Origin of the sequence: Geobacillus zalihae, from assembly GCF_030414215.1 — a bacterium.
GTDB lineage: Bacteria > Bacillota > Bacilli > Bacillales > Anoxybacillaceae > Geobacillus > Geobacillus zalihae.
On record NZ_CP129217.1, the window covers coordinates 1,241,890 to 1,264,103 of the forward strand.

25 protein-coding genes and 2 pseudogenes are annotated in these 22,214 nt (G+C 53.7%); 19 read left to right on the forward strand and 8 right to left on the reverse strand.

Annotated features, from left to right (window positions below; genetic code table 11):
• Nucleotides 1–34 precede the first annotated feature (34 nt).
• The 5 genes from tkt (at nucleotide 35) to QWV57_RS06405 (ending at nucleotide 6,760) form a co-directional block, all read left to right on the forward strand.
• Nucleotides 35–2,041, forward strand: a complete 2,007-nt coding sequence (tkt, locus tag QWV57_RS06385; protein WP_301101428.1) for a transketolase — start codon at nucleotides 35–37, stop codon at nucleotides 2,039–2,041.
• A gap of 246 nt (nucleotides 2,042–2,287) precedes the next feature.
• Nucleotides 2,288–2,725, forward strand: a complete 438-nt coding sequence (sirA, locus tag QWV57_RS06390; RefSeq protein WP_015374473.1) for a sporulation inhibitor of replication protein SirA — start codon at nucleotides 2,288–2,290, stop codon at nucleotides 2,723–2,725.
• A gap of 89 nt (nucleotides 2,726–2,814) precedes the next feature.
• A complete protein-coding gene (locus QWV57_RS06395; protein ID WP_011230833.1) occupies nucleotides 2,815–3,027 on the forward strand; it encodes a YneF family protein in 213 nt (70 codons plus the stop codon).
• Between the two features lie 124 nt (nucleotides 3,028–3,151).
• The gene (locus QWV57_RS06400; RefSeq protein WP_060788109.1) at nucleotides 3,152–4,891 is read left to right on the forward strand and encodes an ABC transporter transmembrane domain-containing protein; all 1,740 of its coding nucleotides are present in this window, start codon (nucleotides 3,152–3,154) and stop codon (nucleotides 4,889–4,891) included.
• Nucleotides 4,892–4,981: 90 nt separating this feature from the next.
• Entirely contained in the window at nucleotides 4,982–6,760 is a 1,779-nt protein-coding gene (locus QWV57_RS06405) for an ABC transporter ATP-binding protein (RefSeq protein ID WP_081133005.1), read from the forward strand.
• Nucleotides 6,761–6,817: 57 nt separating this feature from the next.
• Here QWV57_RS06405 and QWV57_RS06410 read toward each other — a convergent pair whose 3' ends face one another.
• The gene (locus QWV57_RS06410; RefSeq protein WP_011230836.1) at nucleotides 6,818–6,997 is read right to left on the reverse strand and encodes an aspartyl-phosphate phosphatase Spo0E family protein; all 180 of its coding nucleotides are present in this window, start codon (nucleotides 6,995–6,997) and stop codon (nucleotides 6,818–6,820) included.
• Between the two features lie 168 nt (nucleotides 6,998–7,165).
• Here QWV57_RS06410 and QWV57_RS06415 point away from each other — a divergent pair, with 168 nt between their 5' ends.
• From QWV57_RS06415 to QWV57_RS06425, 3 genes are all read left to right on the forward strand, one after another.
• Nucleotides 7,166–7,873 (forward strand): cytochrome c biogenesis protein CcdA, encoded by a 708-nt coding sequence (locus QWV57_RS06415; protein WP_011230838.1) that lies wholly within the window; start codon nucleotides 7,166–7,168, stop codon nucleotides 7,871–7,873.
• Between the two features lie 68 nt (nucleotides 7,874–7,941).
• Nucleotides 7,942–8,298 carry a response regulator gene (locus QWV57_RS06420; RefSeq protein WP_301101436.1) on the forward strand — a complete coding sequence of 119 codons (357 nt, stop codon included), beginning with the start codon at nucleotides 7,942–7,944 and terminating at the stop codon, nucleotides 8,296–8,298.
• A gap of 191 nt (nucleotides 8,299–8,489) precedes the next feature.
• Nucleotides 8,490–8,969 (forward strand): CcdC family protein, encoded by a 480-nt coding sequence (locus QWV57_RS06425; RefSeq protein ID WP_371198483.1) that lies wholly within the window; start codon nucleotides 8,490–8,492, stop codon nucleotides 8,967–8,969.
• 189 nt (nucleotides 8,970–9,158) lie between these two features.
• Here the strand turns inward: QWV57_RS06425 and QWV57_RS06430 are convergent, their stop codons facing one another.
• Nucleotides 9,159–9,593 carry a DUF2621 domain-containing protein gene (locus tag QWV57_RS06430; RefSeq protein ID WP_011230841.1) on the reverse strand — a complete coding sequence of 145 codons (435 nt, stop codon included), beginning with the start codon at nucleotides 9,591–9,593 and terminating at the stop codon, nucleotides 9,159–9,161.
• 267 nt (nucleotides 9,594–9,860) lie between these two features.
• Here QWV57_RS06430 and QWV57_RS06435 point away from each other — a divergent pair, with 267 nt between their 5' ends.
• Both QWV57_RS06435 and QWV57_RS06440 read left to right on the forward strand, forming a co-directional pair.
• A complete protein-coding gene (locus QWV57_RS06435; RefSeq protein ID WP_174520695.1) occupies nucleotides 9,861–10,529 on the forward strand; it encodes a cell wall hydrolase in 669 nt (222 codons plus the stop codon).
• A 53-nt stretch (nucleotides 10,530–10,582) separates the two neighbouring features.
• Nucleotides 10,583–10,702, forward strand: a pseudogene (locus QWV57_RS06440) (PTS lactose/cellobiose transporter subunit IIA); the annotation flags it as partial.
• 211 nt (nucleotides 10,703–10,913) lie between these two features.
• Here the strand turns inward: QWV57_RS06440 and QWV57_RS06445 are convergent.
• Nucleotides 10,914–11,060, reverse strand: coding sequence for a small acid-soluble spore protein P (locus tag QWV57_RS06445; protein WP_011230843.1), 147 nt, complete (start codon nucleotides 11,058–11,060; stop codon nucleotides 10,914–10,916).
• A 125-nt stretch (nucleotides 11,061–11,185) separates the two neighbouring features.
• On the opposite strand from QWV57_RS06445, the gene QWV57_RS06450 reads away from it, so the two are divergent.
• The gene (locus QWV57_RS06450; protein WP_015374479.1) at nucleotides 11,186–11,446 is read left to right on the forward strand and encodes a hypothetical protein; all 261 of its coding nucleotides are present in this window, start codon (nucleotides 11,186–11,188) and stop codon (nucleotides 11,444–11,446) included.
• A 70-nt stretch (nucleotides 11,447–11,516) separates the two neighbouring features.
• Here the strand turns inward: QWV57_RS06450 and sspO are convergent, their stop codons facing one another.
• On the reverse strand, nucleotides 11,517–11,666 hold the full coding sequence (sspO, locus tag QWV57_RS06455) for a small acid-soluble spore protein SspO (RefSeq protein ID WP_008879509.1): 150 nt from the start codon (nucleotides 11,664–11,666) through the stop codon (nucleotides 11,517–11,519).
• A 233-nt stretch (nucleotides 11,667–11,899) separates the two neighbouring features.
• Here sspO and acnA point away from each other — a divergent pair, with 233 nt between their 5' ends.
• Nucleotides 11,900–14,620, forward strand: coding sequence for an aconitate hydratase AcnA (gene acnA, locus QWV57_RS06460; protein WP_013145670.1), 2,721 nt, complete (start codon nucleotides 11,900–11,902; stop codon nucleotides 14,618–14,620).
• A gap of 37 nt (nucleotides 14,621–14,657) precedes the next feature.
• Here acnA and sspL read toward each other — a convergent pair whose 3' ends face one another.
• Nucleotides 14,658–14,795, reverse strand: a complete 138-nt coding sequence (gene sspL / locus QWV57_RS06465; RefSeq protein ID WP_011230846.1) for a small, acid-soluble spore protein L — start codon at nucleotides 14,793–14,795, stop codon at nucleotides 14,658–14,660.
• 102 nt (nucleotides 14,796–14,897) lie between these two features.
• Nucleotides 14,898–15,824 carry a DMT family transporter gene (locus QWV57_RS06470; RefSeq protein WP_301101447.1) on the reverse strand — a complete coding sequence of 309 codons (927 nt, stop codon included), beginning with the start codon at nucleotides 15,822–15,824 and terminating at the stop codon, nucleotides 14,898–14,900.
• A 232-nt stretch (nucleotides 15,825–16,056) separates the two neighbouring features.
• Here QWV57_RS06470 and QWV57_RS06475 point away from each other — a divergent pair, with 232 nt between their 5' ends.
• Together QWV57_RS06475 and QWV57_RS06480 are read left to right on the forward strand one after the other, a co-directional pair.
• The gene (locus tag QWV57_RS06475; RefSeq protein WP_015374482.1) at nucleotides 16,057–16,722 is read left to right on the forward strand and encodes a ribonuclease H family protein; all 666 of its coding nucleotides are present in this window, start codon (nucleotides 16,057–16,059) and stop codon (nucleotides 16,720–16,722) included.
• A gap of 6 nt (nucleotides 16,723–16,728) precedes the next feature.
• Entirely contained in the window at nucleotides 16,729–16,944 is a 216-nt protein-coding gene (locus tag QWV57_RS06480) for a zinc-finger domain-containing protein (protein ID WP_013145666.1), read from the forward strand.
• A 280-nt stretch (nucleotides 16,945–17,224) separates the two neighbouring features.
• On the opposite strand, the gene QWV57_RS06485 is transcribed toward QWV57_RS06480, so the two are convergent.
• Nucleotides 17,225–17,494, reverse strand: coding sequence for a DUF2564 family protein (locus QWV57_RS06485; RefSeq protein WP_015374483.1), 270 nt, complete (start codon nucleotides 17,492–17,494; stop codon nucleotides 17,225–17,227).
• Between the two features lie 129 nt (nucleotides 17,495–17,623).
• Nucleotides 17,624–17,824 (reverse strand): cold-shock protein CspD, encoded by a 201-nt coding sequence (cspD, locus tag QWV57_RS06490; RefSeq protein WP_003251474.1) that lies wholly within the window; start codon nucleotides 17,822–17,824, stop codon nucleotides 17,624–17,626.
• A gap of 321 nt (nucleotides 17,825–18,145) precedes the next feature.
• Between cspD and QWV57_RS06495 the strand changes: the two genes are divergently transcribed.
• The 5 genes and pseudogenes from QWV57_RS06495 to QWV57_RS06515 all read left to right on the forward strand — a co-directional run.
• Nucleotides 18,146–18,397: a hypothetical protein gene (locus tag QWV57_RS06495; protein ID WP_013145664.1), complete on the forward strand. Its 252-nt coding sequence runs from the start codon at nucleotides 18,146–18,148 to the stop codon at nucleotides 18,395–18,397.
• Nucleotides 18,398–18,591: 194 nt separating this feature from the next.
• A complete protein-coding gene (locus QWV57_RS06500; protein WP_013145663.1) occupies nucleotides 18,592–18,993 on the forward strand; it encodes a sporulation protein in 402 nt (133 codons plus the stop codon).
• A 204-nt stretch (nucleotides 18,994–19,197) separates the two neighbouring features.
• On the forward strand, nucleotides 19,198–20,016 hold the full coding sequence (locus tag QWV57_RS06505; RefSeq protein ID WP_081133002.1) for an MIP/aquaporin family protein: 819 nt from the start codon (nucleotides 19,198–19,200) through the stop codon (nucleotides 20,014–20,016).
• 49 nt (nucleotides 20,017–20,065) lie between these two features.
• Nucleotides 20,066–21,556, forward strand: a complete 1,491-nt coding sequence (gene glpK / locus QWV57_RS06510) for a glycerol kinase GlpK (protein ID WP_301101448.1) — start codon at nucleotides 20,066–20,068, stop codon at nucleotides 21,554–21,556.
• 238 nt (nucleotides 21,557–21,794) lie between these two features.
• Nucleotides 21,795–22,214: pseudogene (locus tag QWV57_RS06515) on the forward strand (ABC transporter permease); the annotation flags it as partial.

The window sequence follows — 22,214 nt, forward strand, 5'->3', positions numbered from 1 at the left end:
AAATGACACCATGTTGATGAAAGGGAGGAAGACGATGGCGCATTCAATCGAGGAGTTGGCGATTACGACGATTCGAACGCTGTCGATTGACGCGATCGAAAAAGCGAAATCCGGGCACCCGGGCATGCCGATGGGCGCGGCGCCGATGGCGTACACGCTTTGGACGAAATTTATGAATCATAACCCGGCGAATCCAAACTGGTTCAACCGCGACCGGTTTGTCTTGTCAGCCGGGCACGGGTCGATGTTATTGTACAGCTTGCTTCATTTAAGCGGCTACGACGTATCGATGGATGATTTGAAACAATTCCGTCAATGGGGAAGCAAAACGCCGGGCCATCCGGAATACGGCCATACGCCGGGCGTGGAAGCGACGACGGGACCGCTTGGCCAAGGGATCGCGATGGCGGTCGGCATGGCGATGGCGGAGCGGCATTTGGCCGCTACATACAACCGCGACGGGTTTGAGATTATCAATCATTATACGTACGCCATTTGCGGCGATGGCGATTTGATGGAAGGAGTGGCGAGCGAAGCGGCGTCACTCGCCGGCCACTTGAAGCTCGGCCGTCTGATCGTCCTGTATGACTCGAACGACATTTCGCTGGACGGGGAGCTCAACCTGTCGTTCTCGGAAAACGTCGCCCAACGTTTCCAAGCGTACGGTTGGCAATATTTGCGCGTTGAGGACGGCAACAATATTGAAGAAATCGCCAAAGCGCTCGAGGAGGCGCGGGCGGACCTCAGCCGGCCGACGCTCATTGAAGTCAAAACGACGATTGGCTACGGCGCGCCAAATAAAGCGGGCACGTCCGGCGTCCACGGCGCTCCGCTCGGCGCCCAAGAGGCGAAGCTGACGAAAGAGGCGTATCGTTGGACATTTGCGGAAGATTTTTACGTGCCAGAAGAAGTGTACGCCCACTTCCGTGCGACGGTGCAAGAGCCGGGAGCGAAAAAAGAGGCGGAATGGAATGAGCAGCTCGCCGCCTATGAACAGGCCCATCCGGAACTGGCCGCCCAATTGAAGCGAGCGATCGAAGGCAAACTGCCAGATGGATGGGAAGCTTCTTTGCCGGTATACGAAGCAGGCAAAAGCCTGGCGACCCGCTCATCGTCCGGGGACGTGATCAACGCCATCGCCAAAGCGGTGCCGCAATTGTTTGGCGGTTCGGCGGACTTGGCAAGCTCGAATAAAACGCTCATCAAAGGCGGCGGCAACTTCTTGCCGGACAGCTACGAAGGGCGCAACATTTGGTTTGGCGTGCGCGAGTTTGCCATGGGGGCGGCGCTCAATGGCATGGCGCTTCACGGCGGATTGAAAGTGTTCGGCGGCACGTTCTTCGTGTTCTCTGACTATTTGCGTCCGGCGATCCGCTTGGCGGCGCTGATGGGCTTGCCGGTCATCTACGTCTTGACGCACGACAGCATCGCCGTCGGCGAAGACGGCCCGACGCACGAGCCGATCGAACATCTCGCTTCGCTTCGGGCGATGCCGAACTTGTCGGTCATCCGTCCGGCTGACGCAAACGAAACGGCGGCCGCATGGCGGCTGGCGCTCGAATCGACGGACAAGCCGACTGCGCTCGTCTTGACGCGTCAAGATGTGCCGACGTTGGCGGCAACAGCTGAGTTGGCGTATGAAGGCGTGAAAAAAGGTGCGTACGTCGTTTCACCGGCGAAAAACGGTGCTCCGGAGGCGCTGTTGTTGGCGACTGGCTCGGAAGTCGGTCTGGCCGTCAAAGCGCAAGAAGCGCTTGCCGCTGAGGGCATCCATGTCTCCGTCATCAGCATGCCATCGTGGGACCGCTTCGAAGCGCAGCCAAAATCGTACCGCGATGAAGTGCTTCCGCCGGCCGTGACGAAGCGGCTCGCCATTGAAATGGGCGCGTCGCTCGGTTGGGAGCGCTACGTCGGCGCCGAGGGCGACATTTTGGCCATCGACCGATTCGGTGCTTCCGCTCCGGGAGAGAAAATCATGGCCGAGTATGGCTTTACGGTTGACAACGTCGTCCGCCGCGTGAAAGCATTGCTCGGCAAGTAACCGGAAAAGCTGCCCTTGCGTTGTTGCAGGGGCAGCTTGTTTTTGTGAAAGATGGCTGCGCTTTGGTCAAGTATTTTCGGGGTTGAATCGAGGACAAAGGCTTGTTTGTTGGCCTGTTTGCGGCCGCATGGCCATCGCAAACAAAAATCGACAATGTTAGTGAAAAAACTTGCCGTTAATAGACATATTTTTCCCCTTTCATTTTCTATAATAGAAAATAGATTGAACAGAAATGGGGGATGGGGCATGGTCCGCTATTGGATTTATTTGTTGAATGACGATGTGGCGTCGCATTACCGCCATCGGGCAGAAAAAATTGTCGAACTGCTTCGTGAGCATCAATACGCGAAAGCGCCGCTGAAGGCGATTTGCCGCAAGCAAGTCGAATTTATCACCGAACGGCTGTCATTTTCGCGCCTGGAACTTGGCTTAAAGCAATATTTTGCCGGCCGCGTCGGCAAAAATTTGGAGCGCAATATGTTTGTTTTGCAAAACGATTCCGGCGAGGAAGCGTTGCTTGTCGTGCAAAAGCGCCGCTTGCTTCTTGTCGCTGACAGCGCGCCGCTTGCCGCGGACATCGGACGGGCGCTCGCTCGGATTTCGCCGACGTTTTTGGCGGTCGACGCCGATTTTGTCGATTACTACTGGCTGTCTGCGCCTCGACAAGGAAGAAAATTTGCGTAATGAAAAGATTTTTGCCGCGAAATATTGTCTAATGACGCATCGTTTAGTACACTGTTAGGGAGACAACAAGAAGGAGGAAAATCGCTGTTATGTGGGGTACGATTCTCGTTGGCGTGCTGGCGCTCATCGCCGGGGTGGCGATCGGATTTTTCGTCGCCCGCAAAACGATGATCAATTATTTGAAGAAAAACCCGCCGATCAATGAACAAATGATTCGCATGATGATGATGCAAATGGGAATGACGCCATCCCAGAAGAAAATCAATCAGATGATGAAAATGATGAACAATCAACTGAAATAAGCGAAACGGACACTCGATCGAGAGTGTCTTTTTATTTTGCCAAAATGTTCTTTCAAAATTTTTCTAGTTTTGTTACAATAATATGGCGATTGTTCGTCAGCCAAATGAAAGGAGGGCGGGCCTTATGCGCGTGTTTCGCGATTTGTTTTGGTTTTTCCGTCAAGAAAAGAAGGCGTATATCACCGGCATTTTCGTGCTTGTCATCGTGGCGTTTTTGGAGACCGTCCCGCCGAAAGTGCTCGGCCTGTTGGTCGATCATATGAAAAACGGCACGATGACAAAAGAAGTGCTCATCCGCTGGATCGCCGTCCTCGCCGCCGTTGCGGCGGCGCTTTACGGGCTCCGCTACGCTTGGCGCATTTTCATTTTCGGTTCGGCGGTCAAGCTTGCCCGCCAGCTGCGCAACGAGCTGTATCAGCATTTTACGAACATGTCGCCGTCGTTTTACCAGCGGAAGCGGATCGGCGATTTAATGGCCCATGCGACCAACGATTTGCAGGCGATTCAGCAGACGGCCGGAAGCGGCATTTTGACGCTTGTTGACTCAGTGACGCTTGGCGGGTTCGTGTTGGCGACGATGGCGTTTTCGATCAGCTGGAAGCTGACGCTCATCAGCCTATTGCCGATGCCCCTGATGGCGGCGGCGACGAGCCGCTATGGGACGATGCTCCATCGTCGGTTTTTAACGGCGCAAGCGGCGTTTTCGTCGCTGAACGACAAGGTGCAGGAAAGCGTCAGCGGCATCCGCGTCATCAAGGCGTTCGGCTATGAGGAACACGATGTCGAGGCGTTTCGCCGTCAATCGGAAGACGTCGTGGCGAAAAACGTTGCCGTCGCCAAAATTGACGCCTTGTTTGATCCGACGATCGGGCTGCTTGTTGGGCTGTCGTTTTTTCTCGCTGTGGCGTTTGGCAGCCAAATGGTTTTGGCGGGCGAATTGACGATCGGCGAGCTTGTGTCGTTTACGACCTACCTTGGCCTGCTCATTTGGCCGATGTTGGCGTTCGGCTGGCTGTTTAACATTGTTGAGCGAGGGCGCGCTTCGTACGACCGGGTGCGGGCGCTGTTGGCTGAACAAGATGAAATCATCGAGCACCCCGATGCCGTAGATGTCCCGCCGAAAGGGGACATTGAATACCGTGTTCGCCGGTTCGTCTATCCGGGAGAGACAAAGCCGGCGCTCGCGGACATTCGTTTTTCGCTGGAGCGCGGGGCGACGCTTGGCGTCGTCGGCAAAACCGGGGCGGGCAAAACGACGCTGCTTCGCCTGCTGCTGCGCGAGTTTGACGGCTATGACGGCGAGATTCGCTTCGGCGGCCGCGACATCCGCGATTATACGCTTTTCGCGCTCCGTTCGGCGATCGGCTACGTGCCGCAAGACCATTTCTTGTTTTCTGCCTCTGTCCGCGACAACATTGCCTTTGCCAAGCCGGAAGCCGGAGAGGACGAGGTCGTCCGGGCGGCGCGGCTGGCCGACATTCATGATGACATTTTGCAGTTTCCTGACGGGTATGAGACGGTCATCGGCGAGCGCGGCGTTTCCCTATCCGGTGGGCAAAAACAGCGGCTGTCCATCGCCCGGGCGCTTCTCATTGACCCGGAAGTGCTCATTTTTGATGATGCGTTGTCGGCCGTGGATGCGAAGACCGAGGCGCGGATTTTAGCGGCGCTCAAACAGGAGCGGCGCGGAAAAACGACGATCATCGCCGCTCATCGTTTAAGCGCGGTTGAGCATGCCGATTGGATTCTCGTCCTTGACGGGGGGCGAATTGTGCAGGCCGGAACGCACGAGCAGCTGATGGCAGAAGACGGCTGGTATCGTGACATGCATCGACGCCAGCAGCTTGAGGCGCTTGCGGAGTAACAACAGACCTGAACGTTCGAGCTCCCGCCAAAAACGAGCGGATCGAAAAACATGAAAACACAAGTTGTTTGTGGAGATAGGGGGAAGTGGATGAACGACCGATGGTTGACAACAAAAGAGCAGCGGCGCGTTTTATGGCGGCTGCTCGCTTATATGGGAAGATACAAAAAAGAAACTGCGCTTGCGTTTACGCTTCTTCTGTTGGCAACGGCCGGGGAGCTTTCCGGCCCGTATTTGGTGAAAGTGTTCATTGACGACTATTTGGTGCCGGGCCGCCTTGCTTTTGGACCGGTGGCGGCGCTGGCCGCCGCCTATCTCGGCGTGCTCGTCTTGAAAACGATCATTTCCTACTTCCAGCTTGTCGAGTTTCAGCGGCTCGCTTTGCACGTCATTCAAGCGCTGCGGATGGATGTGTTTGCGAAAGTGCACCGGCTCGGGATGAGCTATTTTGACCGGACGCCGGGCGGAAGCATCGTTTCGCGGGTGACGAACGATACAGAAGCGATCAAGGACATGTTCATCAGCGTCCTAGCGGCCTTTGTGCAAAACGGCTTGTTTGTCATCGGCGTGTTTGTCGCCATGTTTTCGCTTGATGCTAAGCTTGCGTTGTTTTGCCTGTTCATCCTCCCGGCGATCGCGTTCATCATGCACACATACCGACGCTACAGCTCGGTGTTTTATCAAGAGATGCGCGAACGGCTGAGCGAACTGAACGCCAAATTGAACGAATCGCTGCAAGGAATGGCCGTCATTCAAGCGTTCCGCCAGCAGCGCCGTTTATATCAAGAGTTTGCCGCCGTCAATGAAGCGCATTGCAAGGCGGGGATGAAAAACATCCACCTCGATGGACTGCTGCTTCGACCGGCGATCGATGTGGTGTATATGTTGTCAATCATAGTGGTTCTCAGCTTTTTTGGCATCACGGCGCTTGATGGCCCAGTTGAGATCGGCGTGCTGTATGCGTTTGTCAACTATTTGGAGCGCTTTTTCGAACCGGTGACGCAAATGATGATGCGCCTGTCTCTTTACCAGCAGGCGATCGTTTCCGCCTCTCGCGTGTTTGCCCTTCTTGATCATCAAGAAGAGGCGCCGGCCAATCCAAACTGGTCGCCGCATGCGATCGAGCGCGGGGAAATCGAATTTCGGGATGTCAGCTTTTCCTACGATGGCAAACGGGATGTGCTGAAACGGCTGTCGTTTGTCATCCGTCCAGGTCAGACGGTCGCGTTTGTCGGCCATACCGGCAGCGGCAAAAGTTCGATCATCAACTTGCTCATGCGCTTTTATGAGTTTGACCGCGGCGATATTTTGCTTGACGGCCGGTCGATCCGCGATTACTCGCGCGCCGAGCTGCGCCGCCGCCTCGGCCTTGTCTTGCAAGATCCGTTTTTGTTTTACGGGACGGTCAAAGAGAACATTCGCATGTATAATCAGGAACTGGACGACGAAGCCATTCAGGAGGCCGCTCGGCTCGTGCAGGCCGATGCGTTTATTGAGCAATTGCCCGATCGTTACGACCATGTGCTCGCCGAGCGCGGGGCGACGTTATCAAGCGGTCAGCGCCAGCTTCTTTCCTTTGCTCGCACGATCGCTGCTGATCCGAAAATTTTGGTGCTCGATGAGGCGACCGCCCATATTGACACCGAAACAGAGGAAGCGATTCAAGATGCGCTCATGCGCATGCGGAAAGGGCGGACGACGATCGTCATCGCCCACCGTCTATCAACGATTCAAGACGCCGATCAAATTTTCGTCCTCCACCGCGGCGAAATCATCGAGCGCGGTACGCATCAGCAACTGCTGGCGCAAAAAGGGCTTTACTACCAAATGTACTTGCTGCAAAACGGCCTCGTCGACGTCCATGCGTAAATGGCGGCGTTTTGCCGCCCCTGCTTGGAACAAAAAGAAGAAAGCGCCATGTCCCGCCTAGCGGGAGGCGCTTTGCTTTCGCCGCTTGGTTTGTTCGCGTTGATAGGCATTGAGCAACGTGTCAAGTTCTTTGCTGATTTTCATGGCCGCCGCCGAGTTTAACCCCGTTTTGGCCACCGTGTCGACAAGCTCCATCCGCTTTTGTTCAATCAAGGTCAACAATTTGCATTTCGGCACGAATCGACCGTCCTTTGCTTGAAGTATTGTGTATGGTGCTTTATACTATTTTATCAGTGAACGCAAAAATGGAAAATAGAAAAATTGACCAGGAACAATGAGAAACATGTTACGGGAAGAAGGAATTCTGCTAAAATAAAAAGTAAAAAAGCAGGGGCTGGTTCACCAATGAATGATCTCAATCTATTTTTAGCGTTCGGCGCCGGGTTTTTGTCGTTTATTTCCCCGTGCTGCTTGCCGCTTTATCCGGCGTTTTTATCGTATATCACCGGCGTGTCGGTCAGCGAGTTGAAAGAGGAAAACGCGATGCTGAACCGCCGCAGCTTATGGCATACGCTTTGCTTTTTGCTCGGCTTCTCGCTCATTTTTATCTCGCTTGGCTTTGGCACCTCGCTTCTTGGAAGGCTGTTTGTTGATTATCAAGATGCGATCCGGCAAATCGGCGCGGTCGTGATCGTCGCTCTCGGCCTCGTCGTCGCCGGGCTGTGGAAGCCGGCGTTTTTGCTGAAAGACCGGCGCATTTCGTTTCGTGAACGGCCATCGGGATATGTCGGCTCCGTGCTGATCGGCATGGCGTTTGCCGCCGGTTGGACGCCGTGCATGGGGCCGATTTTGGTGGCGGTTGTCGCTCTAGCCGCCACCAACCCGGGCTCAGGAATGATGTATATGCTTGCTTATACGCTCGGATTTGCCGTTCCGTTTTTCATGTTGTCGTTTTTTATCGGCAAGCTGCAATGGATCCGCCGCCATAGCGCATCCATCATGAAGGCGGGCGGCTATGTCATGGTGGCGATGGGCGTCGTTTTGTACTTTGACTGGATGACAAAGCTGATTGCTTATACGACAAGCTTGTTTGGCGGATTTACTGGTTTTTAGCGGCGATGGAGCCGCCCTTTGTGCGGCTGTTGTTGGAGGAATATCGTTGAGGAGAGGGCGATGGAAAGATGGCTGCCATTTTAATTGCTGACGATGCGAAGTTTATGCGGGTAACGCTGGCGCGCATATTGGAAAAAACGGATCACACCGTAGCCGGTGAGGCGGAAAACGGCAAAGAGGCGGTCGAGCTGTATCGCCGGCTGCGCCCCGATCTTGTCATCATGGACATTACGATGCCGGTCATGAATGGGATTGAAGCGGTGCGGGCGATTAGGGAGATCGATCCCGGGGCGAAAATCATCATCTGCTCGGCGCTCGGGCAGCAGCGTATGGTCGTTGGGGCCATTGAAGCCGGAGCGGCCGACTTCATCGTCAAGCCGTTTGAAGAAACCCGCGTGCTCGAGGCGATTGCCCGTCTTTTGTAAGCGGGCTTCGGCTCCGTACGGCATAGGAAGGCGCCGGCTTATGACCGAAGACAGCTGGGGGCGCTTCTCATGGCAAGGAAGAGGAGGGGCGCTGGCGCGATGTTGGCCGGAGGCGGCTTTAGAGCACGATAGGCAAGCGAAGTGCTTTTTGCTATAATGGCGTTGTTCGTGAATTTTGTCGGAAGAAGGTGATGGCTTTGGCGCTTGTTACATCGCTCATCGCCGTTGTGATGGCGTTTTTCATCTTTTTTGTGCGCATGAAGGCGTCGGAAAAGCCGACGAATGCCAAAAAAATTATTTTGCCGCCGCTGTTTATGAGCACCGGAGCGCTGATGTTCATCGATCCGGTCTTTCGCGTTACGCGCGGGGAACTGATCGAGGCGGTCATTCTCGGCCTGTTTTTCTCGCTGTTTCTCATTAAAACGTCGAAATTTGAAATCCGCGGCAATGAGATTTATTTGAAACGCTCAAAATCCTTTATTTGGATTTTGCTCGGGTTGATTGTCATTCGTCTTGGCTTGAAAACGTATTTAGGACGAACGATCGACTACCGCCAGTTAAGCGGCATGTTTTATTTGCTCGCGTTTTCGATGATCGTCCCATGGCGGATTGCGATGTACGTTTCGTATAGAAAGCTGGCGGCGCAGCTGAAACCGCCAGTGCTGACATAAAGAGCTGTCCCGCTGATGGACAGCTCCCTTTTTTGTTGCGCCAAGCCACTTCACTTCGCTTCCCTGGAATTGTCCCGCAGACGGAGCTGAAGTCGTCAGTCCCGGCCGAAAAAGCTGCTTGTTTGGGCCGCTTTTTTCATGCTGAAACAGACGAAAGCCGCCGGTCAGCCTTAGACGAAAGGCGGAACGTCAGCGGCTTTCCAATAAATGTTTATAAGGGGCGAGATCGATGTTCTTCGCCTGCAATGTCCGGATCAAAAACTTATGGTCGCGCTTGGGGGTTGCGATGATGTAGCCGCGGATGAGCAAGTCGCGTGTGATGCGCGGCGCCTGCTCCTTGAGCGCAAGCTCGCCGATTTTGCCGGCGATCTTTTGCCGCGCCACGTCGCGGAACAATTCCGGCACAGGGCGAACCAATTCCTCAAGCAGCGCTTTTTCTTCTTCCCCCCATAAATGGCGCGTCTGTTCAATGTAATATTCCTGCCAGTCGAGCTCCGATTTTCCATCTTCTTTCGGCAGCCGCTTCAAAAACTTGCGGAACATGAAAAAGCCGCCGATCGACATCATGACAAGCAAAAAGACGACCCAAAGCAAAATAAACCAAAGAAACCATCCGGTCAGCACGATCCCCACCCCAACATGATGATCAACTGTTTTGCCATAGGCAAGATTCGTCTACTATTATGTCGAAAAGCTTGCTGTTTGGCAAGTTTCAAACGGCGGCTTGTTACGAAGTGTAACGCAACTGTAATGCAACTGTAAAAAAGCTTGTCCCGCCATACAGCGCCAATGGATGGAAAGCCGCCGGCCGCTTTGTATGGAAAAGATATACAGTGACGTTCCCTTCTTTGCCTGCTAATCTAGTAAACAGAAAAAAGCCAAAAGGCAACGATGAGGGGGATGCGCAGAGTGAAAAAGACGATTGCAGCGCTCGCGATCACTTGCTGTATGGCGTTAAGCTCTCATGGGCTGTCGGCGGAAGCGGCTGGCTCGTATACATACTATCAAGTGAAAAAAGGCGATACGTTGTCGAAGATCGCCAAACAATATCATACTACGGTTGCTTCGTTAAAGTTGTTAAATCACTTAAAAAGCGATGCCATTTATGCCGGAGAAAGGCTGAAAGTGCCGGCTGCGGCGAAGCGATCGGCTTCGGCGCCGGCAAAGAAGAAATCGATCTCATTAAGCGCCGCTGACCGGAAGCTTCTCGCCCAGCTTGTGCAAGCGGAGACCGGTTCGAGCGAGCCGTTGGTCGGCAAGGTGGAAGTGGCGCTTGTGGTTTTAAACCGCACAAAGCATCCGGAGTTTCCAAAGACGGTGCGCGGCGTCATTTATCAAAAAACGAAATCCGGCTATGCGTTTGTACCAGCCAAAACGGGGAAATTGACCCGCATTCAGCCGACCAAGCAGGATTACGAGGCGGTCGACAAGGCGCTGGCCTTATTCCCAAACGATCGCCGCGGCTCGCTTTATTTCTACAATCCGAAAATCACAAAAGACAAATGGATGTTGTCGCGTCCGGTGACGATTCGCATCGGGCACCATGTCTTCACGAGATGAACGGGGTCGAATAAGGCCTCGTTCTTTTGTTTTGTGCATAGCGGCAGCCGGTGGTGACGATTCTTGTGGTGCATGCCCAAGATCATTTCATGACGGCGATCACGGTCAAGGACTTAGCCGCTGAATTCGTGGAGCTGTATGAAGCGCTCAAGCGGCAAACAGCCGAATCATAATCGCCGTCGGCCGGCTTGTTGACCGGGTGAGGATGATTCGCTTCAACGGGAATGAACCCAAGGCGGGCGGCAACGGGCTGTTCTAGCGACCGCCCGCTTTGTTGATTTTACAATAATTTTATTATGTAAACATAATGACACCAGCCGTTCAGCCCGCCCGGCTGCCGCCGGGCGCGGCTAAACGGAGATAAGGAAACTCCGCTTGTTTTCGTCACATATCGTGGCTTGTGTTGTGCTTTTGCCGCGTGTGATTGCGGTTCTTCACTTTTTTCGAACCGTCAAGCGGCTCCGGCTGCCCAGGATTGTCGCCTTTTGGGGCGTTTTTGCGCATATCTTTGCCGTCGTTTTTGTTCGTCATTTGTTGTCCCTCCTTTGTCCGTTAGCATGCGGCGTTGTGCTTTTGCTTATTCGGCGCATAATTTGCGCCCGGTTTGAAACGATAAGTAGTGGATGACCGCGATGACTGCGAAGGAGGAACGAGCCATGGTTTATCATAAAACGAAGCAAGACGCGTTTCAGGCGGCGCAAAAGGCGACGATGGAGGCAAAAGAGTGGCATGACCATCTCGTCCGCGATCAAGCCGATTACGGCCATCAGTTAGCCCATTTGCGGCAGGAAGTGAACGAAGCGTTTGCACAAATTGAAAACGCGCTTGAAGTCGCCTCGGAAACGCAGCGCATGCAGCTTGAGAAATTCCGCAGCGATTTGCAGGCGATCGTTGACGAAGTCAATGAGAACGAGTAAGGGAATGCCGGCGGCGGTCATTCCCTTTTTGCATGCTATGGCAGTCCGGGATGGCGAAATGGCCGCCATGCTATTGGTTCTTTTTTCGTTTTTTGTTGTTTTGGCGCTGGGCTTCTGTCAGTGGTTCATTGGAAAACTCTTCATTGTAGCCGGCTCCCATTCCTTGCGCTTTGGCGGCGTTCATGCCAGGGATCACGTGGTTTGCTTTTCGCTTTGCCATTCGTTTCACCTCCGCTTCTAGTTTGCGACGAAACGGGCGCCTTATTCCTCTTTTGCCGCGGTAAGGAAGTAATATGGCGAGACATTGGAAATCATTATTTACAACTTGTGCTGTTCTATAATAAGATAAAGTCGTGCCGAACTTTATGGGGATTGGGAGAATTCATGCTATTTTTTCGACTTTTGTGCGAAAAAATAGTATAGTATTATTGTGAAGTGAAGGGGGTTATACATATGGCGAAACAAGATGTGTTCAACGCCCGCTCTTCGTTTGTTGTAAACGGCAAAACGTACAACTACTACCGTTTGCAAGCGCTTGAAGAAGCGGGCATCGGCCAGGTGAGCCGCCTGCCGTACTCGATCAAAGTATTGCTTGAATCGGTGCTTCGCCAAGTCGACGGGCGCGTCATCACGAAAGAGCACGTCGAAAACTTGGCGAAATGGGGAACGCCGGAAATGAAAGACATCGACGTGCCGTTTAAGCCGTCGCGCGTCATTTTGCAAGACTTCACCGGCGTGCCGGCCGTCGTCGATTTGGCTTCGATGCGCAAAGCGATGGCGGATCTAGGCGGCGACCCGTACGAAATCAACCCGGAAATTCCGGTCGATCTCGTTATCGACCACTCGGTGCAAGTCGACCGCTACGGGTCAGACGATGCGCTGGAGTACAACATGGATTTGGAATTCAAACGGAACGCCGAACGGTACAAGTTTTTGAAATGGGCGCAAAAAGCGTTTAACAACTATCGTGCCGTTCCGCCGGCAACGGGGATCGTCCACCAAGTGAACTTGGAATATTTGGCCAGCGTCGTTCACGCGGTCGAAGGGGAAAACGGCGAGTACGAAGCGTTCCCGGATACGCTTGTCGGCACGGACTCGCATACGACGATGATCAACGGCCTCGGCGTCCTCGGTTGGGGGGTCGGCGGCATTGAAGCGGAAGCCGGCATGCTCGGCCAACCGTCGTACTTCCCGGTGCCGGAAGTCATCGGCGTCCGCCTGACAGGCAAGCTGCCGGACGGAGCGACGGCCACGGACTTGGCGCTTAAGGTGACGCAAGTGCTCCGGAAAAAAGGCGTCGTCGGCAAATTCGTTGAATTTTTCGGACCAGGAGTAGCGACTTTGCCGCTTGCCGACCGGGCGACGATTGCCAACATGGCGCCGGAATACGGGGCAACGTGCGGCTTCTTCCCGGTCGACGCTGAAGCGCTTGACTATTTGCGCTTGACCGGCCGCGACGAACATCACGTTCAAGTCGTCGAAGCGTATTGCAAAGCGAACGGTTTGTTCTACACGCCGGATGCACCGGAGCCGGTGTTTACGGATGTGGTGGAAATCAACTTGTCGGAAATTGAAACGAACTTGTCTGGCCCGAAACGGCCGCAAGACTTGATCCCGCTCTCGAAAATGAAACAGTCGTTCCGCGACGCGGTGAAAGCGCCGCAAGGCAACCAAGGCTTTGGCTTGACGGAAGCGGACTTGGAGCGGGAAATTACGGTCGAGCTGAACGGCGAACAAGTGAAATTGAAAACGGGCGCTGTCGTCATCGCGGCCATCACAAGCTGTACGAACACGTCGAACCCGTACGTGCTTGTCGCCGCTGGTTTAGTGGCGAAAAAAGCGGTCGAAAAAGGCTTGCAAGTGCCGAAATACGTGAAAACGTCGCTCGCGCCGGGCTCGAAAGTCGTCACCGGCTATTTGCGCGATTCGGGCTTGTTGCCGTATCTTGAGCAGCTCGGTTTCAACATTGTCGGCTACGGCTGCACGACATGCATCGGCAACTCAGGTCCGCTTGCGCCGGAGCTCGAAAAAGCGCTCGCGGAAAGCGATCTGCTCGTGACAAGCGTCCTGTCCGGCAACCGGAACTTTGAAGGCCGCATCCACCCGCTTGTCAAAGGCAACTATTTGGCATCGCCGCCGCTTGTTGTCGCCTATGCGCTCGCCGGCACGGTCGACATTGACTTGCTTAACGAGCCGATTGGCAAAGACAAAGACGGCAACGACGTCTATTTCCGCGACATTTGGCCGTCGATGGAAGAAGTGAAGAATGTCGTCAAGCAAGCGGTCGATCCGGAACTGTTCCGCAAAGAATATGAGCGCGTGTTCGACGGCAATCCGCGCTGGAACGCCATCGAAACGACGGATGAGCCGCTGTACCAATGGGATGAAAACTCGACGTACATTCAAAATCCGCCGTTCTTTGAAGGCTTGTCGCCGGAAGTGCGCAAAGTCGAACCTCTCACCGGCTTGCGCGTCGTCGGCAAGTTCGGCGATTCGGTCACGACTGACCATATTTCGCCAGCTGGGTCGATCGGCAAAAACACGCCGGCAGGCCAATACTTGATCTCGAAAGGCGTCGAGCCGAAAGATTTCAACTCGTACGGTTCGCGGCGCGGCAACCATGAAGTGATGATGCGCGGCACGTTCGCCAACATCCGCATCCGCAACCAAATCGCGCCGGGCACGGAAGGCGGCTATACGACGTACTGGCCGACCGGCGAAGTGATGTCGATGTACGATGCGTGCATGAGATACAAACAAGACGGCACTGGGCTTGTCGTCATCGCCGGCAAAGACTACGGCATGGGCAGCTCGCGCGACTGGGCGGCGAAAGGGACGTTCTTGCTCGGCATTAAAACGGTCATCGCCGAAAGCTTTGAGCGCATCCACCGCTCGAACCTCGTTTTGATGGGCGTCCTGCCGCTGCAATTCAAAGAAGGCGAAAATGCGGAGACGCTCGGCTTGACGGGTAAAGAAGTGTTCGACATTCACATCGATGAAAACGTCAAACCGCGCGATCTCGTCAAAGTGACGGCGACGAACCCGGATACGGGTGAGAAGAAAGAATTTGAGGTCATCGTCCGCTTTGACAGTGAAGTCGAAATCGACTACTATCGCCACGGCGGCATTTTGCAAATGGTGTTGCGCGAAAAATTGGCGAAAGTGAAACAATAACGACAAAAAGCAGGCTCCCATATCGGGAAGCCTGCTTTTATTTTGTGTTGAGCTTTTTCGCTGCGTTCTCAAGCTTGCTTTTTGGATCCGGGGTGAACGTTCCGTCTTGGCCAAAGCCTTGCGGGTTGACGCCCGGCGCCTTCGTGCCGCGGTTTCGGCCGCCGTTTTTGGTCATTGCTCTCACCTCCGCTCTTTACGGATAGTATGGCCGCTCTTGGTCAAAATATAAGCAAAGGAGGAAAGCTTCACTGTTTTTCGCTAAGAGCAATCGTTGCGGCTACGATGGGATGTTCCGCTTTTCCCGCCACCGTCTGCCCCAGAGGCGCATGCTTGGCAGTTCGGCGAAAATCATGCCGGCCAAAATCGCAGCGCCGCCAAGCCAGGCCGATGGCGACAGCCGCTCTCCAGCCCAAAGGTAGGCGGTCAAAGCGGCGAACACCGGCTCCATGGCGAAAATCAGCGCGACATGGGCGGGAGTCGTATATTTTTGCACCGCCGTTTGGATGAGAAACGCCGCGGTCGTCGCCAACAACGATGTCACAGCGAGCGCCCCCCATACTTCCGGACGGCGGAGCACCGCCATATTCCAGATTTGCGCGGCGTCTTCAAACCAAAAGGCAAAGAAGAAACAGAGGATGCCGACGGTAAAAATTTGCACCATGGTCAACAGCATCGTCGAATGCTGAGAGGAATAGCGGCCGGTGACGATAATGTGCATGGCAAAGGAAACAGCACAAAGAAAGACAAAGAAATCGCCCTGATTGAACGACAGCTCCGCTCCCCCTGTCAGCCAATACAGGCCGAACGCGGCAAGTGCCGCTCCAACGACCGCATTCACAGACGGTTTTTGCTTTAAAATCAAAAAGGAAAACAATGGAACGAGCACAACGCTCAGTCCGGTAATAAAGCCGGCTTTCGAGGAAGTGGTATACAACAGTCCGATCGTTTGGAATGCGTAGCCACAAAACAGCCATAGCCCCATCCACGCTCCAGCGCCGATGACTCGCCATGACAACTGGCCGAAGAGTGGGCGGGAAGCGGCAGCGATCCAGGTGAGAAGCAACAAGCCGGCCAAACTGAAGCGAACGGCGTTAAACGACAACGGCTCCAAAAACGAAATGGCATTTTGGACGACGACGAACGTCGCCCCCCAGACGAACGTCACCATGAGCAGACTCAGATCGGCTATGGTTTGACGCTTCAATTCGAATCCTCCCTCTTCATATGCTTGCGCCCCATCTCATTTTGGGTGCTAGCCGCTAGTGTACCACAAGTAGGCCGAAAAAGATAGATATTTTGGAAAAAAGATGGGCGCCTGCGGCAAAATGGTTGATACAAGAAGAATTTGCGCATAATATTAGGTAATGAACAAGGGCGCAAGTGTGGTAAAATAAAAACCAGCTCCGATCATCGCCACGCGGAAGGGTGACAATGCGTTGGACGTACAAATCCACTGGACGTATATCACGCCGAAAAAACAAGAGGCGTTTCTTGTCTCCGATTGGGTCGATGCCAAAAAGGCGCTCGCTTTGGCGGATGATTTTGAAAAAACCGGGCGGACGAAAACAGTGGAGTTCATCGATCGAAACGGCACGGTGTGGTCAAAAAAAGAGCTGCAAAAGCTGCTTGAGGAGATCGCCGGCGAGCCGCATGAGATCGTTGTGTATTTCGACGGCGGCTTTGACCATGAGACGTCCCAAGGCGGCGCCGGCGCGGTCGTATACTATAAGCAAAACGATCATCGCTACCGGTTGCGCGCCAACCGCCGGCTCGGCGAAATCAAATCCAATAACGAGGCAGAGTATGCGGCGTTTTGGTTTGTCATGCAGCTGCTCGAGGAACTTGGTGTTCATCATTTGCCGGTGACGTTCCGCGGCGACTCCCACGTCGTGTTAAAGCAGCTGTCCGGCGATTGGCCGTGTTTTGAGGACGATTTCAACATCTGGCTTGACCGCATTGAAGCGAAAATGCGCGAACTTCACATCGAACCGGCGTACGAGCCGATTTCGCGCAAACAAAATAAAGAGGCGGATTCGCTCGCCCGCCAGGCGCTTGAAGGGCAGATCATCACAAGCCGAACGGAATTGACAGGGAAAGGGTAAGGTCGTATGGGAAAGAAGCGGAACCGACGCAAAGAAATATTGGACCAAATCGCTTGGCTGGAGGAAACGTACTGCGATGGCTGCTTTTTAAAAAGCACGTTCCGGAAAGAGTACGGCAAAACGTACGCCCAATCGTTTTGCATCCAGCAATGCACGGTCGGGGAACAAATGCGGCAGTACGGGGAGATGCTTCTATCAGCGCCGCCGCGTCCGCGTCGGTAATGAAGGAATTTTTTTTAAGAGGCGGTTGGTGCGGGCGATAGGAGCCCCAATCTGCGCTTTCGCGAGCCTGGGGCGGTGCCGGCTGCGACCAGGCAAGCTCTGGCGTTTGAACGGAGGAAGCGGATGCGCTGCGAAGGCCGGTGATTGACAGAACATACGTTTTAACATGGAGAAACCTCAAAAGCTGTTCTTCTTTTCACTCCAAAAGGAAATCGCTGTTTGTCCTCCGCCTTATAGATGGTGCAAAAAGAGCTTCGCCAAGCGAAGCTCCGTTTTGCTGTTATTGCTGCGCCTCGCGAAGCTGGTGTTCGGCGCGGGCCAATGTTTGTTCGCAACGGGCGAGAAAATCACCGTCGACGCCCGTTGCTTCTTGGCGGGCGCGCGCAAGTTGGTCGCGGGCGTTTTTCACCGCTTGTTCGGCGTGGCGAAGCATCTCGGGGTCGAGCTGCATCGTCGCCTGGCCGACCATTTTCTCCGCCGTCTCGACGAACATTTCCACTTGCTTTACGTCGTTGTATCCCGTATGTATGTCGGCATCGCGTCTGGCCATATGAACACCTCCCTTTCTTTATTGTTTGCCGTTTGATGGAATCTATGCAAATCGTAATGAAAAAGGCACCCTGCTTAAACAGAGTGCCTCTCGTTCCGCTCCCGTTCTCTCGTCTATGTCAACGAAGTCTTATAATTTGACAACGTTCGCTGCTTGCGGTCCGCGGTTTCCTTGGACGATTTCAAACGAAACTTCTTGGCCTTCTTCTAACGTTTTGAACCCTTCACCTTGGATCGCCGTGAAGTGGACGAATACGTCGGAACCGCCTTCCACTTCGATGAAACCGTAACCTTTTTCGTTGTTAAACCATTTTACTTTACCACGTTGCATAATACTGAATTCCTCCTAATACCTTTAGCCTGTTCGGCTAACCTCAAGATTTTTATCAAATAACAAAATATACTTCACAGCCATCCAAGATGCGTCTTCATGTTGAATGCCTGAAATATATTCTGTTATGTGATGACTTTACTATACACTACCGCGGGTGGCTGCGTCAAGCAAAAGAAAGGAAATTTCCGAAAAAAATTGTTTGCCGGCCCGAAAAACAATGCGTTGAAAAGGAAAGCGGGCCGCTGGGGAGAAAAAAGTCATGAGCGGGCAACAACGGCCATACATTGGAATAGGAACGACGAAAAGGGGGAGAAGCGGATGTACCGCGGAAAAATCGCGGGAAAAGAAGTGATCGTTCGATTGGGCAACCGGGTCAGCCGCCGCTATTTCAGCGATAATAAAATTTACCACATGGTTCTTTCGTACGGAGAGTCGGCGTTTCGCAAAGGGCAGGATATGTTTTGCATCTATAATGACCGCGTCGGCTTGATTGTTGCGGAAGTCGAGCAACAGGACGTCCCGGTCATTCGGATCGATTACATTATCGAAAACGAAAATGTGTACGAATAACCAATTGACAGCGGAAGGCGAATGCGGTAATCTCAAATGTAAGCGGTAACAAAATAAGCCGCATTCGTCCCTGTTTCTCCCAGGGGCAGACGTGCCGCGCCAGCATCGTCTGTTTCTTTTTTGGCTCGCGTTGAAACAGGCGGCTTCGTTTTTTCGTATGATGATATGACAAGAGAGACAAAGAGGTGACTGCGGTGTTATTGCGCAAAATGATGTCCAGAGTCGGAGTCGGGTCGGCGCACGTCGACTTGATCTTAAATAAATCGTTATGGCGCCAGGGGGAAATGATTCAAGGGATCGTCCACATTTACGGCGGAACGGTGGAACAAATGATCGAGCGGCTCGATGTGGAGCTCGTGCAAAAAACGATCGAAAACGGCAAGGAACTGGATGACATTGTCGCCGTCATTCCGGCGGCCGGAGCGTTTTCGATCAAGCCGGGCGAGAAAAAGGAGATCCCGTTTTCCTACACGATTCCGGAAACCTTGCCGCCATCGCGCCCCGGCCGGTCGTACCGGTTCATCACCCGCCTTCATATCGAAGACGCGGTCGATACGCTCGACTTCGATTACGTGCAAATTTTGCCGAAGAAATAGGTTGACAGCGTTTTCAACAGATGATATGCTAAAAGCAAGTTAATAATGTTGTGGTGGAGAAGCGGAGACCCACACATATTCCTCGTTGATGAGCGGGGAAGTGTGTGGGTTTTTGTTTTTCCACCCAACGGCTAACCCTCCGGAGGGGCCGCCCAAGCAGGAAATAGCAGAGGAAATCACGAATGAAAAGGGGGAAGAGAACAAATGTCGCCATTTTTAGGGGAATTCATCGGTACGGCACTGCTCATCATTTTCGGCGCTGGTGTGTGCGCCGGGGTCAATTTAAAGAAATCATATGCGGCCAATTCGGGCTGGATGGTCATTACGATGGGGTGGGGGTTGGCGGTGGCCGTGGCCGTATACGCTGTCGGCCGGTATAGTGGCGCCCATCTCAATCCAGCGCTGACAGTGGCACTGGCCATAAGCGGCGATTTTCCATGGAAAGATGTCCCTGGCTATGTGTTGGCACAAGTACTTGGCGCTATGGTTGGGGCTGCCGTCGTCTATCTCCACTATTGGCCGCATTGGAAGGAAACAGACGACCCGGGTGTCAAGCTTGGCGTGTTTGCGACGGGTCCGGCTGTGCCGGATGCGGCTGCCAACTTGCTTAGCGAGATCATCGGAACGTTTGTGTTGGTTTTGGCCATCTTGGCCATTGGCGCCAACAAATTCGCTGATGGGCTTAATCCGTTTGTCGTTGGTTTTTTGATCGTGGCGATTGGACTGTCGCTCGGCGGTACGACGGGATACGCCATTAATCCCGCTCGAGACTTTGGGCCTCGGTTAGCTCACTTTTTGTTGCCAATCCCAGGGAAAGGGTCATCGAATTGGGCGTATGCGTGGGTGCCGATCGTCGGACCGCTGCTTGGGGGTGCGTTAGGCAGTTTGGTCTATAAAGCCGTTTTCTTGGGAAAACCGTCAGCCGCATTATGGGGAGTGCTGGCGGCAACCGCAGTCGTTTTGGCGGCGCCGAAGATGACAAACGGAAAGACAGTGAGCGCCACAAGCCGCCGTTCTCTGTAGCTGGCATATGGGGATTGCAAGCTCATCAAGGAGAAGGGGGAAGAAGGTTATGAATCAATACATGTTAGCCATCGACCAAGGCACAACGAGCTCGCGCGCGATTTTGTTCAATCAAAAGGGCGAAATCGTCCATATCGCTCAAAAAGAGTTTACGCAATATTTTCCGCAGCCCGGCTGGGTCGAGCATAACGCGAACGAAATTTGGGGCTCGGTGCTCGCCGTCATCGCGAGCGTCTTGTCCGAGGCGCAAGTGAAGCCAGAACAAGTGGCAGGGATCGGGATTACGAACCAGCGGGAGACGACGGTGGTGTGGGAGAAAGACACCGGCAACCCGATTTACAACGCCATCGTCTGGCAGTCGCGGCAGACAGCCGATATTTGCGATGAACTGAAGGCGAAAGGGTATGACCCGCTATTCCGCAAAAAAACCGGCTTGCTTATTGACGCCTATTTTTCCGGGACAAAAGTGAAATGGATTTTGGATCATGTCGACGGAGCGCGCGAACGGGCGGAGCGCGGCGAATTGCTTTTCGGCACGATCGATACGTGGCTCATTTGGAAGCTGTCCGGCGGCCGCGCCCATGTGACCGACTACTCGAACGCGTCGCGCACATTAATGTTCAACATTCATACGCTCGAGTGGGATGAAGAGCTGCTTGATATCCTAGGCGTACCGAAGGCAATGCTTCCTGAGGTTCGGCCGTCGTCAGAAGTGTACGCGAAAACCGCCCCTTATCACTTCTTTGGCGTCGAGGTGCCGATCGCAGGCGCCGCGGGCGACCAGCAGGCGGCCTTGTTCGGCCAGGCGTGCTTTCGGGAAGGGATGGCGAAAAATACGTACGGCACGGGCTGCTTTATGCTGATGAATACGGGGGAAAAAGCGGTGCAATCGAAACACGGGCTGCTCACAACAATCGCCTGGGGGATTGACGGCAAGGTCGAATACGCCCTTGAAGGCAGCATTTTCGTCGCCGGCTCGGCCATTCAATGGCTGCGCGACGGCTTGCGGATGATCAAAACAGCGGCGGACAGCGAAGCGTACGCTGAAAAAGTCGAGTCGACTGACGGGGTGTATGTCGTCCCGGCGTTCGTCGGTCTTGGCACGCCGTATTGGGACAGCGAGGTGCGCGGGGCGGTGTTTGGCCTCACGCGCGGCACGACGAAAGAGCATTTCATCCGGGCCACCTTGGAATCGCTCGCCTACCAGACAAAAGATGTGCTCGCCGCCATGGAAGCCGATTCTGGCATCTCGCTGACCACGCTGCGCGTTGACGGCGGGGCGGTGAAAAACAATTTCCTTATGCAGTTCCAGAGTGATTTGCTTGCCGTTCCGGTCGAACGTCCGGTTGTGAATGAAACGACGGCCTTGGGTGCGGCGTATTTGGCTGGGTTGGCGGTCGGCTACTGGAACAGCCGAGATGACATCGCCGCCCAATGGCAGCTCGAGCGCCGGTTTGAGCCGAAGATGGATGATGACAAGCGAACGATGCTCTACGATGGCTGGAAAAAAGCGGTGCGGGCGGCGATGGCGTTTAAATGATGGAAAAACGCGGATGTCTCGTCATGGGCATCTGCGTTTTTGCGTTTTGGCTTGCACGTTACGGGGCGGAAAAAATGAAACAGCATCGCCCTCCTCTGTTTGTCGAGTAAAGGCGATTTTTTTCGATGCGCATTCAACAAAGCAAAAAAAGCTGAGCGTTTGAAACATTAATATAGTCAAACAAATTTATGTTCTAAATAATCATATATGATAAGGATCAAATTACAAAAAATGTTGAAGCAAGTTGAATCATCTCATGCTTCCGGCTTTATCGGGCGCGCTCATCAACACGGTCGTCACCATTCAATATTTGCGAAGCGAAATCATTGATACGAAAGTGAAAGATTTCGTGAAAACAGCGCGCGCCAAGGGCGTTCCAGAACGCCAGATTTACTGGCGGCACATTTTGCGCAATTCGTTTTTGCCGATCGCAGCGTTTTTAGGCTATGAAATTACGGGTCTCATCGGCGGTTCCGTGTTTTTAGAGTCCATTTACAGTTATCCAGGGCTTGGACAACTGTTTTTGCAGTCGATTATGCAGCGCGACTACAGCGTCGTAACGGCGCTTGTGATGATTTCCGGGGTCGCGACGCTTGTGGGGACCTTGCTTTCTGACATTATTTTAAGTGCGGTCGATCCGCGCATTCGCATTGAGTAA